Consider the following 13143-nt stretch of genomic DNA (forward strand, 5'->3'; position numbering starts at 1 on the left):
GGATAAGCAACTTTCGTTACGACATAAAAGGGTCTTTCAAAACTATAGATTTTTACGTAATCCAAGCCCATAGCTACAAAGAACCAAATCGTATATACTCTACGTGAAGATTTCAATGTCACGTTCACAATAGAGTTTGGTAAAAACACAGACCTGCGGAAAGAATTTTTTTGAAAGAAACCCTTCAGCGTACAGCTATTCTCGTAGATCTTTTGCTGCTTTCTTCACTACGGGATGTGTACCCCTGATAATATCCGGTAGTTTGTAACAATGAACTTATTTCTGCAAAGACTAAAAAATCTCAAATAGTCGCAAGGCATCGTTTTAAACGGTTCATAAAGAACCTTTTTGTAAAGGAATCCTGATACATTATCTCTCTTATGTATTACAAAAAGTTTCAGACTGTGATTTCATAGACTCAGTCAAATTCTGCTTTAATTGATTTTAGCAACCAGCCAATAAAACGGGATGCTTTTTTTTCACCAAAAACAAAATCAAACGGAGGTACTATTATGAAACTTACAAAAACCAGAAACGGACCCAACACTATTGATACCCTGCGGCGTGAGATGGATCATTTTTTTGATGATTTAGTGCCATTCTCATGGAACCGTGAGCAAAGCGGACGATCATTAGGTACATGGACGCCAAATGCTGATATCACGGAGAATGAGGAGAGATATCAAGTTATGATGGATATGCCTGGAATGGATAAAAACGACATTAAAGTCAGCTACCATGATGGCAGAGTGTCGATCACAGGAGAACGGAAATCAGAAGAGAAAGATGAGAAAGATGATTTCATTCGTCAGGAAAGATACTACGGCAGTTTTTACAGATCCTTCATGCTTCCTGAAAAAGTGAAAGAAGATGACATCAAAGCCTCCTTTGAAGATGGGGTACTGAAAGTTATGATTCCCAAAGCTGAAGTTGTAAAACCAAAATCAATTGAAGTCAGCTGAATGTTGAATTTTCGATAGTACCGAAGGGTGATACTTCGGTACTTAATTTATGGTTGAAGATTAATTCAAAAGGTTATGAAATCACTTCAAACACTATATATCATTCCGTTTTCAGAAATGACTATTGATGATGTACCAAAAGTTGGTGGGAAAAACGCATCACTTGGCGAAATGGTAAGATACCTTGAACCACTTGGAGTGAATATTCCGGATGGATTTGCAACTACATCCGATGCCTATCGATATTTTTTAAAATCGAATAACCTTGATGAACGAATCGAAAAGATTCTCGATGAGTATAATTCAAATATGATAAAGCTGGATGAAGCCGGCTGTTCAATTCGTCAGCTGTTTCAAAAAAGCATCTTTCCAATCGCTCTGGCAGAAAGTATCCAGCAGGCGTATCGTGAACTGAGCCTGGATTTTATGCCCGATTTGCAGGATCATCATGAATTCTACAACGTGGATGTAGCGGTCCGAAGCAGTGCCACGGCAGAAGATTTACCTAATGCCAGTTTTGCAGGTCAACAGGAAACCTACCTTAACATACGCGGCAGGGAAGCACTGGTAACAGCCTGTAAAAATTGTTTCGCATCCCTGTTCACCAACAGGGCGATAGCTTACCGTGAAAAAATGGGGTTCGACCACATGAGTGTAGCACTTTCCGTGGGCATTCAAAAAATGGTTCGTGCTAATAATAGTTCTTCAGGAGTGATGTTTACCGTGGATACTGAAACCGGTTTTCCCAATGCATTGATTATTAACGGTTCCTGGGGGTTAGGCGAAAATGTGGTGAAAGGGACCGTGAACCCGGATCAGTTCTATGTGTTTAAACCAACACTCGATGACCATCACAAGAATCCCATACTGGAGCGAGTACTTGGGTCGAAAGAGGTGAAGATGATTTATGCCTCAGATGAAGGGGGGAGTACTGAAAATATACCCACGTCTATTTCAGAACGCCAGTCGTTTGTGTTGACCAACGACGAAGTGCTGAAGCTGGCTAGATGGGGAGTGATCATTGAAAAGCACTATGGCCGGGCGATGGATATCGAATGGGTAAAAGACGACCTGACCGGTGATCTGTATATCGTTCAGGCCCGGCCGGAAACCATTCATTCTATGCACAGCAACGGGACTTTTAAAAACTATTCGCTTAAAGAGAAAGATCCCGAACTGATACTGACGGGATTGAGCGTGGGGAATACGATTGTAAGCGGAAAAGTAAAAATCGTACATGACACAACAGATCTCTCAAATATTGACAGTGACACTATACTGGTTACCGAAATGACAGAACCCGACTGGGTTCCCGCCCTGAGAAATGCTGCGGGAATTGTTACCGATTTTGGTGGCCGTACCTGTCACGCAGCAATCGTAAGCCGGGAACTGGGAATTCCTGCTGTCGTAGGAACGGGCAAGGCGACCAGGACGCTGAAAGAGGAGGAGCAGATCACTATTTCGAGCGCTGAGGGAGATGAGGGTAAAATCTATAAAGGCCTGCTGCAGTTCAGCGTTGAAGAGATAGACCTGGGAATTTTACCCGATACAAAAACCTCTGTAATGCTGAACCTGGCAACACCTGAATCGGCATTTAAATGGTGGAAAATGCCGGTAAAAGGGGTGGGACTTGCACGAATGGAGTTCATCATAAGCAATCACATCCGCATTCACCCGATGGCGCTTGTTCACCCCGAGAGGATTGAAGATGAAGACGAGATTCGGAAAATAAGGAAACTGACAGCCGGATATGGGGATCTGAAGGAGTACTTTATCGATCGGCTGGCAAGTGGAATATCTAAAATTGCGGCATCGCAACACCCGCATCCCGTGATAGTACGAACGAGTGACTTTAAAACGAATGAATATGCGGGACTGATTGGCGGCAGCTATTTTGAGCCGCATGAGGAAAATCCGATGCTTGGGTGGCGCGGTGCCTCACGATATTACAGCGACAACTACCGCGAAGGGTTTGAGCTCGAATGCCGTGCGTTAAAAAAAGTGAGGGAAGATATTGGACTGGAGAACCTGATTGTGATGATTCCATTCTGCCGCACTTTATACGAAGCTGACCAGGTACTGCAGGTTATGGCTGATTACGGTTTGAAACGGGGTGAAAACGGGCTTCAAATCTTTATGATGTGCGAAATTCCATCCAACTATATCCTAGCTGAAAAGTTTGCCAAAAAGTTCGATGGCTTCTCGATTGGCTCAAACGACCTGACCCAGCTCGTGCTCGGTGTTGACCGGGATTCGGGTTCGATGGCGCATCTGTTTGATGAAAATGATCCGGCCATGAAGACAGTTATACGAGAAGTCATTGAAAGAGCGCACAAAGGAGGGATCAAAGTAGGCTTTTGCGGCCAGGCGCCAAGTGATGACACTGAATACGCAAAATTCCTCGTTGATTGTGGCATCGATTCGATATCCGTAGTGCCCGACAGCGTGGTCGGGGTTGTGCAAAAAATCGCAGAGGCTGAAAAACAATCAGAAAAACTACCCCTGGTTTGAGGTAAGTCTAAACTTCAATAAGTTTTTAATCTGGCAAAAAGATGTCTCTATATGACGTAACCCAGCTATTATGAACAAGAACAACCAAGTGCGGTACGAGGAGTTAAAAAAGCCTGAGATCTGGTATGCTTTTCCGAAGAAGAGCTGCTGGATAAGTTGAAAAGTTCATTAAGAGAGGGGCTGGGCGATAATTAAGCGGCTCAGAGGCTTGCACACTTTGGACTAAATAAAATTGAGAGGGAAGAAGGGTTGACCCGCTGGCAAATCCTGGTTCATCAATTTAAAGATCCCCTGATCTATATTCTTCTCTTTGCAGCTTTTATCACCCTGGTTCTCAGGGATTATATCGATTCAGGTGTAATTATGGCCGTGGTGATATTTAACGCCGTAATTGGTTACATTCAAGAGACCAAAGTACTCTCTGAATAAGTATTTAGCTATCGACTGAACAAGCCTTACAGTTCCATAACAGGCACTAATATTTTACAATCTGGTGGTTGTCGCTTTTGGTTTTTGAATATTTCGGCGCAATTCATAAAACAGCCTGAAATTCTGATTGTGTTTTGTACCTAAACCTTCGTTTCTTTGAATCGAAAAAGTACGCACTTAGCTTTAGAAAAAGGTTCTTTATGCTTGCACAATTACTAAAACCTGAAATAGATGAACTGATCCAGAAGAAAGACTGGATTACGCTCAAAGACATCTTGGATGATGTACCAGCAGTTGATGTTGCCGAGCTGCTCGAAGATCTGGAGCCGGAAGTAGCCGTAGTGGTGTTCAGGCTTCTGAAAAAGAGTAAAGCCGCTGATGTATTTACGTATCTGAGTTCAGGAAAGGGTGTTGAACTTCTTGAAGTTTTCTCCAGGCAGCAGCTGAGTGATGTAATGAACAATCTTGAGCCTGATGAGCGTGTTTCACTCATGGAGGAGCTTCCTGGCCATTTGACTCAAAGAGTGCTCAGCTCAATGGATCCCGAGAATATTGCCCAGGTCAGGCGGCTTCTCGGTTACCCGCCTGAAAGTGTCGGTCGTTTAATGACAACCAACTATGTTAAAGTAAGAGAAGACTGGACGATTGATGAGGGCTTTAATCATATCCGTAAATACGGCCGGATTGCTGAAACGGTCAACGTAATTTATGTTGTAAATGAACAGGAAAGGCTGATTGATGACTTAAAGCTGAATCAGTTGATTGTTGCGGATCCCGACTCTCTTATTGAAAGTATCATGGATAAATCATTTGAAGCACTTAGTGCTTTTGATGATCAGGAAGAGGCTGTTCGAATGCTCAGCAAATACGACAGGGTTGCTCTGCCGGTTTTAGACAGCGATGGTGTTTTGGTTGGAATTGTAACGGTTGATGATGTTCTGGATGTTGCCGAAGAGGAGACAACTGAAGATATGCAGCTGATGGCAGGTATGAGTGCTCTGGATAACTACTATTCCCAAACCAAAATCGTGGAAATGGTTCGGAAAAGAGCGGGGTGGCTCATTTTATTATTCATGGGACAAATGTTTACAGTAACTGCAATGGCGGGATTTGAGGATACACTGGCTGCCGCTGCAGTATTGGCACTTTTTATTCCTATGATTATCTCAAGCGGCGGGAACTCCGGGTCGCAAGCCGCAACCCTGATTATCAGGGCCATTTCCACTGATGATATAAAACTTAAAGATTGGCTGACCGTTTTAAAGAGGGAGTTGCTTTCAGGTTTATTACTGGGGTCAATACTGGGAATTATGGGTACCGTGGTAATTTCTGCATGGATGGTGTTACGAGGTGAGGTATTTTCATACGCTGTTTTTATGCAGGCCTTAACTGTTGGTTCCAGCCTGGTGGGAGTTGTAATGTTTGGGAATTTTAGCGGAGCGATGCTGCCTTTCATTATGTCAAAGGTTGGACTTGATCCGGCAGTGACGTCTGCTCCATTTGTTGCAACACTCGTTGATGTAACGGGTATTATAATCTATTTTTCGATTGCGGTGTTTTTACTGACCGGTGTTGTGCTTTAAAAACTTCTCTTTTGTAGTGTTTTTGATGAAATTGTGAAAGATCATCGGATGAGTTTTTCGAAGAATTGAGTCACATTGGATTACTATAATATCTATGGATGACTTATACCCTGACTCGATTTCGGCATCTTACTGTTGTCAAAACAATAAACATCAATAAAATAATCTCATCCCAATAGCGAAAGCTTCTTCACCGAAGAAAACTCACCTGCCTGAATCCGAGATGTATGTACCGCTGGAAACATTTTCTCCGTTCCAATCTATGTTATGATACCCGGCAGGGTGGTTATCATCCAAAAGCATAGCAATCCGGCGGAGTCACTTCTGTGAATCAAATGCATGACGGGGCTTTTAAAAGCGACATTGGTGACTGTGGTGTGAGAAAAGTAATCCAAATGGCTGATATGCTTGAAAATTCGATATTGTTCAACCAGGATATGTCCGGCTGGAAAACGGAAAGCCTTGTTTCAATCACCGACATTTTCAGAGGTGCAACCTCATTCAGACAAATATTAGCGGGTGGGTATTAGCGGAGTAACTTCTTTGACATGAGTGTTCCGAAATGCGACGTCGTTCAAGCAGGATCTGAGTGGATGGGATATTTCATAAACGCCGAGAATGCCAAGAATCTTTGAAAATTCGGGTCTGTCTGTGCAAAATTAAGATGCCCCATTAACGGCTGGGTGGCATTGGCAGAAAGCAGCGGTGTTCAAAGTGACGTGAAACTTGGAGCGGACGGGCTGACTTACTGCGCAGGCTCCGATGCACATGATATTCAGATGGGCAAGCCTCAAATTGGATCATAAAAGGTGATTCTTATACAGAAGAATGTGACGACTCAAAGAGTACGCTTGCCATCCCGCAACTTTATTTACCCATCAATATTGCCGTAGATGTGGAGCTTCCTGTAACCCTGAAATGGAGATTCGCAGATCATGCGGAGGTATACAGACTCGAGGTTGCCGCTGATGATGAGTTTTTGATGATTGTGGCTGAAGCTGATTCCATACCCGAGACAACTTTTGAGGTGATTAAACATGAAGTCGGCTCACCCTACTACCGGCTTGTTTGTTCTCATGGAAATGGAGAAACCAACAGCTGGAGTGCTGTCTGGAGTTTTGAAGTGGGCACGGTAACATCCAATCAGCCCAAGGATGAAATCCCAAGGGTTGCGGCGCTTTTGCAGAACTATCCCAATCCCTTTAACCCGGCCACAATGATTCCCTACGATCTGCCGACGTCAGCTCATGTTAAAGTAGAAATCTACGATATGCTCGAACGTAATCTTGTAACCCTGGTTGACGGCATGATGCGGGGGGAAGCCACCAGGTTCAGTTTTATGCCGGCAACATCTCCAGCAGCATCTACATGGTCCAACTCGAATAAGGTTCTTTTACAGCATTTCGGAAACTGACGCTGATGAAATAGGGAAACATCTGAGTTCGGCTAATCAAACATTTATGCTGATTCAAACTGTGTTTGTTAAGCTGAATTCCATCAAAAAAAAGGCTAAATCAAAATGATTTAGCCTTTTTTAAATATTCGTCAGCACTCTTTATACTATTTGTAGTGTATTTATAGATTTTAAATAATTTATTCACCCATAGTCGACATTGTATTTCCAGATTGGGTGATTGCTATTTTTGATACAGCATTTTGTAGTTCAGTAATTGGTACTGTTTCTATCTTAGCAACGCCTGCTAATACAAATCTATTTGTAGTATCATAAAAAAGAGGGAAATCATCAGGACCCAATTCAATTACTGAAGCGCATCCTATTGTCAGATTAGTTACATCCTCGGTAATTGGATGTTCCCTAATTGAAGTCCCTGGCAGTACTACGCTTCCACAATCAACTTGATTTCCCACATTTCTCATCACTGCACCCAAATTTATCAAGAGCTGATTTTCAACTGCAAGGCCTTGGGACCCATAGAATCCATCCCATTCACCAATAAATACAATTCGTCCGCCTTCCGCAGCAAATTGTTTTAATGCATTAATTTCATCAACGGTATATGCAACTGTAGGAAGCCACAACCATAGTGATTTAACGTTTGATGGAATATCAACTAAAGTTCCTGAAGATGAATTAATTGTAGAAAATATATAACCTTCATTTTTAATTAATTCTTGGGCTCCATTTATATGTCTTCCCGACGTGCAGCCATTAAATCTTGTATTACGTCCACAATCCCACAAAACAGTATCTCCATCATTCCTGGAGCCAGTAGTTGAAAAATTGATTAGATTTTTTATAAAACTGACGTTATTTGGATTTCGTAATCTGATTTGATCAAATGGTTCTACATCGTTAAAAACAATGATGTCTCTTCCCGGAATTTGTATATCTTCACGTTCAACAGTAATAGAGGATGTTGCTGTTACTCCATCACATTCAACACTAATATTTGCCTCACCTTGATTTTCGCCGAAAACTTCCCCATTGGAATCTACCGTAGCTATTGACTCATCATCACTGCTCCATTGGGTATCTTCACATCCAACTTCATTACCGTCTGCATCAAAGAATGTGGCAATCAACTGTATTGTTTCGGATACTTTTACTTCACCTTCTTCAGGGTCCAATGATATTGTTGCCACATCATTACCAGGTTGTGGATCGCCTGGTATGATCACATCCTGCTCATTCGCAGCGGTCTGGAGTGCAAATCCACCCACCATAGTCGTGCTCGTAGAATATTCACTAAGCACTTTTTGAGTTATGGTTTTGGCTTTATCGCGACTAAAGTTAGCTGTTCCATCTGTTCTCAAACGACTTGGCAGTTCACTGTCAGGTAACTTGTCCAGGTTAAATTCAGGAGCGATATTCATATACCCGGCAAGGGACCAAACCACTGCTTGTATTTCCCGATAGGTTAAATCAGGATCATTCGCCTGAAGCTCATGGCGAATGCTGAATAGATAGTTCAATGGTTTCCACTTATCATTATTACCTGTTGCAAACATCTTGACACCGGTATGAATATCGTTGTTATCACGAAGTGGCTTTTTCCACTCAAGGCACCAGGCTTCGGTCTCAACATTTTGGATATGCTTATTTGGAAGTACGTTTTCCACTTTTACCTTAAAGTAGCCGTCTTTATGCAGATCAGTTCCTTTATTTATTTTTACAGTACTCTTTTCAGTTTCCGGTATCAATTCCAGTCCAGCAAAGAGTTCGAGAGAATCTTCAAGTTCAGGTGCATTATTAAGTGTATTATCGCAAGCAGTAAAATATAGAAGCCCTAAAGCAATTAGTATTATGCTTGAAAGTTTAAAGTTTCTCATGATATTCCCCAATGGTTATTATTGATTGATTAATCTTTAGCCAACACTCGAATAAGCTTTACAAGTTTCAGCAAAAAGTAATTTAAAAGAGTAATTGACTTAGACATATTTCTATATTATCACTCCTAGACAAATGAATGGAATTATTTAATAAATATGAATTAGTATAATTTAATATTCATCTTTAATTCTATTATATAGATCAATAAATTTAACTTCAATGTATTGGTATCGAGAAATTTAAATTTCATCTAATGAAGTTCAGTTAAATAAAAAATCCTGTATATATTTGCTGGATATGCTTAGTTTTGATTTCATTTAGCTCAATCTCTGGTAAAAATTCCAGGGTTTACGACTACATTTATTTTTTTATGTGTCAACTATTCATTTCACTGGTGTCAATTTCTTCACCGACGTAAACTCTCAAGCGGTGTTGCTTTGCTTCCAGTCAAAATTAGGAGCTCTAAATGACTATAAAAGAACCTCATTTTAGTAGCGCCAGCTGCTTTACAGCCGTAAATTCGCTAGCCTTAATTCTATAAAAGTACGTTTACGTTTCGCTTGCCACACGTCTCGCATCCCACACCACATTGTGATACCCAGCCAGGCGGTTTTCATCCATCAGCGTAGCTATACGCCGGCCCATCACATCATAAATCCGAATGGTTACATCAGACTGCTCAGGCAGCGCGAAGTTAATAGTTGTTGACGGGTTGAACGGGTTTGGATAGTTTTGGAAGAGTTCGAACTGAACGGGAAGATCCGAAAAAGCACCTCCTTTGAAGATGGTTGTGGACGCTTCAGCCACCTTTATCATATGTTCTGTATTGCCAACAGCACCTTGTGCATTGGAAAAGAAGGAACAGGTGGAGTGGGGGTAAGAACAATAAGTCCGTTGATTTTTGGGTAGAGTTTTGCTTTAGAACATAGGGTACATTATTAATAATCATTAAACATTTTTTCCAATAGGTTAGATCTCACATATAAATCCAATCTTATAACGCCACATCAATTATCTCTAATTCCTAATATACCCTCAAAATCCGTCATTGATCCTTCGATACCGAACCAAGCCGTAAAAGAGGAGTGACGTACAAACAACAAGCACGGCCAATATGGCTATCCTGTCTGGCGTAATCGGGATAATCCACAATGTGCTGGCAACCTCAATCGCAATTAAAAACAGCAGAAACCAGATGAGCTGATCGCGGCCAATTTTGCTGCAGACCCAGGCACCGAGCGGAGCACCGAAAATGACAATCGGAACGCAGCTCATCCAGTATCGCCACACATCGGGATTTACATCAGTCGTGATTCCCGCATGCCAGATGAACCCGGCCACGGACAATAGTCCCATTAACACAACTGTGGTTGGCGTGCTGATTTTTTCATCGATACCGTACAGCAGTGTCAGGACAATGAAGATGAGCATATCGATTCCCACACCTACTACTGATGCCACAAGTCCGCCAAGAAAACCAGTGGTGAGAATGATGATAAAATCTTTGCTGTGATTAAACCGGAACGACATTTCCGGATTATTGGGAATACCCCATCGGTTGTAAATCAGGAAAAAAGCAAAAATACCGGCGATAAACGTGAAAAGAAGTTTAGGGTAGGGGTTTGGAATGACCAGGAATAGCTCGCCGATGATGAGCCCGCCAATTCCGGCGCATAAAGCCGTGCCTATGACATTCCATAGAACCGGTATTTTTTTGAGATAAATGAACAGCCCGGCCATGGTCATGCCCATCGACTGAATAAAGAATGAGAAGACCTTGGCATCGGCAGGCTCGATATCAAACAGCTTTGTGAACACGGGAAATGCAACGGCACCGCCGCCTTCGGATGTAGCTCCCGCAATGAATGATCCCAATACCATGGTGAGCGAGATGGGCCAGGTTTCCGCGAACATTGGCCACCATTGGAGTATTTGCATGGCTATTGCCCATGCAGAAACAATCACCAATGCGGTGATCCAGTAGAGCAATAAAGATGGATTCTTGGTGTTTCTGACAGAAATGTCGATTCCGGGGGCTTCATTTTTCATTCAAACAGAAATGATTCGATACCGATAGCGTAGTTATCAAAATAGGGAAGATCATTGTGGTTCCCGCCCTCAATAGTTATTAGTCCCTTATCTGATGAAGCTGATTCATTGTATAGCTCCTCAGCCATATCAAATGGGGTGATATTATCTTCTGTACCGCCAATGATAAGCAATGGAGTGGCTATTGACGACACGCGTTTACGATTATTTTGTGACGCAATGGCCGGATCAATATCAAACCGGACAAACGGCCTCAGAAGCCAGGGTACTACTTTTTTTGTCCAGCTCTCCACTTCGGAGATTGGGCTTTCAAGGATGTAGCCGGCAAGATCGTTTCGTTCAGCAGTGTAAGTTGATAAGAACGATCCCATAGAGTGGCCATGAACATAGAGCGGCGTCTGGTACTCTTCGGAAAGATTCTGAGCAACGTCAATCATGGCCCGGGCATCGGTTTGAATACCTTCCACGCTGGGTTCGCCCGAACTTAAACCATATCCGCGATAATCAAACAACACCAGGTTGACAGGCATTGTAGAGTATGCCTCTATCAATGGCTGAGATTTCACCATCAAAAATCCGTTTCCGCCAAAATAGAGCACTGTAGCACGGGCATCTTGTCGGGTCAGCTGCCAGGTATCGAGAGTTACGCCGTCGCCGGTTTCTATGGTTTGCTGAATAAGCGTGAGGTTGTCATTGCTAAACGATTCAGGCTTAACGGTCCGGTGATTGTCGAACGCGTCGTCCTCGTTGATTTCAATGGTGGTGCAGGCTGAAAGAAATAGTAATGACAAAAATAGAGTTGATAGCTTCATAGCAAGTTTGGTGTTTTGAGTATACCCGCCATATGAATCAAAAATATGGATGCACCATTCGCTGTTATGTCTCAATGTATTTTACCGTACAATACCAGTGTTATGTCAATTCTTATTTGTCGAATAAAGACCTGACAGTATTCCCGGTGCTTTGCCGTCCCGACAGCGGTCGGGATAAAACCAACGCTGTCAGATCCGGTAGGTGCTGACAGGTTGCATACGACATCTCATAGTTGACTTAACACTAGTTGGTCAGATCAGTCGAGTACGTTAAGAAATTAATTATCGCTCGCTGAAATAATTGCTCGAATCCACCATTTCATTTCCGCCTGATGTATGCCGGGCAAAATTAAAGCCCGGACGGACAGCTGCAGCGCCATAGTCGCCCTCGGTATTCATGGCAATAAATCCAGCCTGAATGTCATCAATCTGGCCGCGATTCTTTTCAATTAGCCGCCGTACAACCTCATCGCAGGCTTCCTGCGGTGACCGGCCCTGGCGCATCAGTTCAACGGCCAGAAAACTGCCGCATATTTTGATGATGGATTCTCCCATTCCCGTTGCTGTAGCGGCTCCCGACTTTTGATCCACATACAATCCCGCACCGATAATCGGACTGTCGCCCACTCGTCCGTGCATTTTATAGGAGAGGCCGCTTGTGGTGCAGGAACCCGCGAGGTTTCCATCGCCATCGAGACCGATCATGCCGATTGTATCGTGATTTTCTATGTTGATGACGGGCTTGTATTCGGCTTCTTCCAGCCATTTTTCGTAGGCATTCTTTGCATCAGGATGGAGCTTCTCATCTTCAAGTGGCATTCCTTCAGATACGGCAAACTGCTGTGCGCCCTCGCCGGCCAACATGATATGCGGCGTATTTTCCATCACTTTTCGAGCCAGCGTAATCGGGTGTTTAATACGCCTCACAAATGCCACGGACCCGCAGTCACCATTGCCTTTCATGATGGATGCATCAAGTGTGACGATCCCGTCACGATCAGGATGCCCGGCAAGACCTACAGAACGGTTTGTTTCATCATTTTCTGTGACTCTCACACCCTGCTCCACGGCATCCAGGATAGATCCGCCACTACCAAGAACTTCCCATGCGCGTGCATTGGCGGCAATGCCGTGATTCCATGTGGAGAGTATGAGTGGTTTCTCACGGACTGAGAAACCAGGTCCGGGGAAAAGCCGTGTTGCTTTTTTGAAGGCATCGGGGATCAATAAGGTAGAACCTAAAAGTCCGAGTTTGAAAAAGTCTTTTCTTGTTGTCATTGGGTCTGTGTGTAATTTGACAGATTTTGTCGCATTTGAGTATTTATTCCTGAGAAAGTAACAATAGATCTGAATTTTTCCTATTTCGTTGGATATCAGTTGCTTGCTGTTTTTCGTTAAAGATGCTTATAAATTCATCGTAAATAGAAAAATGCCATTCTAAGAATCGCTGCAATCTTTGTATTTTACGAGCTAAATTCTATCAAACCATTTTAAAGTCCAGTCTA

General features: G+C 42.9%; 10 protein-coding genes and 1 pseudogene. 6 read left to right on the plus strand and 5 right to left on the minus strand.

All coding sequences use genetic code 11. From position 1 onward, the window contains the following. The first annotated feature begins 512 nt into the window (after nt 1-512). The 6 genes and pseudogenes from AABW11_RS05110 to AABW11_RS05130 all read left to right on the plus strand — a co-directional run bounded on the left by AABW11_RS05110 (nt 513) and on the right by AABW11_RS05130 (nt 6899). Nucleotides 513-962 (plus strand): Hsp20/alpha crystallin family protein, encoded by a 450-nt coding sequence (locus tag AABW11_RS05110; protein ID WP_340103710.1) that lies wholly within the window; start codon nt 513-515, stop codon nt 960-962. A gap of 75 nt (nt 963-1037) precedes the next feature. Further along, nucleotides 1038-3473: a phosphoenolpyruvate synthase gene (gene ppsA, locus AABW11_RS05115; protein WP_340103711.1), complete on the plus strand. Its 2436-nt coding sequence runs from the start codon at nt 1038-1040 to the stop codon at nt 3471-3473. A 207-nt stretch (nt 3474-3680) separates the two neighbouring features. After that, nucleotides 3681-3902, plus strand: a pseudogene (locus AABW11_RS20090) (cation-transporting P-type ATPase); the annotation flags it as partial. 200 nt (nt 3903-4102) lie between these two features. Beyond that, nucleotides 4103-5485 (plus strand): magnesium transporter, encoded by a 1383-nt coding sequence (gene mgtE / locus AABW11_RS05120; RefSeq protein WP_340103712.1) that lies wholly within the window; start codon nt 4103-4105, stop codon nt 5483-5485. A 326-nt stretch (nt 5486-5811) separates the two neighbouring features. Further along, nucleotides 5812-6015: a BspA family leucine-rich repeat surface protein gene (locus AABW11_RS05125; protein WP_340103713.1), complete on the plus strand. Its 204-nt coding sequence runs from the start codon at nt 5812-5814 to the stop codon at nt 6013-6015. Nucleotides 6016-6380: 365 nt separating this feature from the next. Next, complete coding sequence (locus AABW11_RS05130; RefSeq protein WP_340103714.1) at nt 6381-6899, plus strand: hypothetical protein; 519 nt, start codon at nt 6381-6383, stop codon at nt 6897-6899. A 179-nt stretch (nt 6900-7078) separates the two neighbouring features. Here the strand turns inward: AABW11_RS05130 and AABW11_RS05135 are convergent, their stop codons facing one another. The 5 genes from AABW11_RS05135 to AABW11_RS05155 form a co-directional block, all read right to left on the minus strand. After that, on the minus strand, nt 7079-8776 hold the full coding sequence (locus AABW11_RS05135; protein WP_340103715.1) for an Ig-like domain-containing protein: 1698 nt from the start codon (nt 8774-8776) through the stop codon (nt 7079-7081). 550 nt (nt 8777-9326) lie between these two features. Beyond that, a complete protein-coding gene (locus tag AABW11_RS05140) occupies nt 9327-9593 on the minus strand; it encodes a T9SS type A sorting domain-containing protein (RefSeq protein WP_340103716.1) in 267 nt (88 codons plus the stop codon). A 219-nt stretch (nt 9594-9812) separates the two neighbouring features. After that, a complete protein-coding gene (locus tag AABW11_RS05145) occupies nt 9813-10826 on the minus strand; it encodes a sulfite exporter TauE/SafE family protein (protein WP_340103717.1) in 1014 nt (337 codons plus the stop codon). Continuing rightward, complete coding sequence (locus AABW11_RS05150) at nt 10823-11638, minus strand: alpha/beta hydrolase (protein WP_340103718.1); 816 nt, start codon at nt 11636-11638, stop codon at nt 10823-10825. Before AABW11_RS05150 ends, AABW11_RS05145 begins: the two co-directional genes overlap by 4 nt. A 282-nt stretch (nt 11639-11920) precedes the next feature. Continuing rightward, entirely contained in the window at nt 11921-12916 is a 996-nt protein-coding gene (locus AABW11_RS05155; protein ID WP_340103719.1) for an isoaspartyl peptidase/L-asparaginase family protein, read from the minus strand. Nucleotides 12917-13143 lie beyond the last annotated feature (227 nt).

Origin of the sequence: Rhodohalobacter sp. 8-1 (assembly GCF_038150125.1) — a bacterium.
Taxonomy (GTDB): Bacteria; Bacteroidota; Rhodothermia; order Balneolales; family Balneolaceae; genus SW132.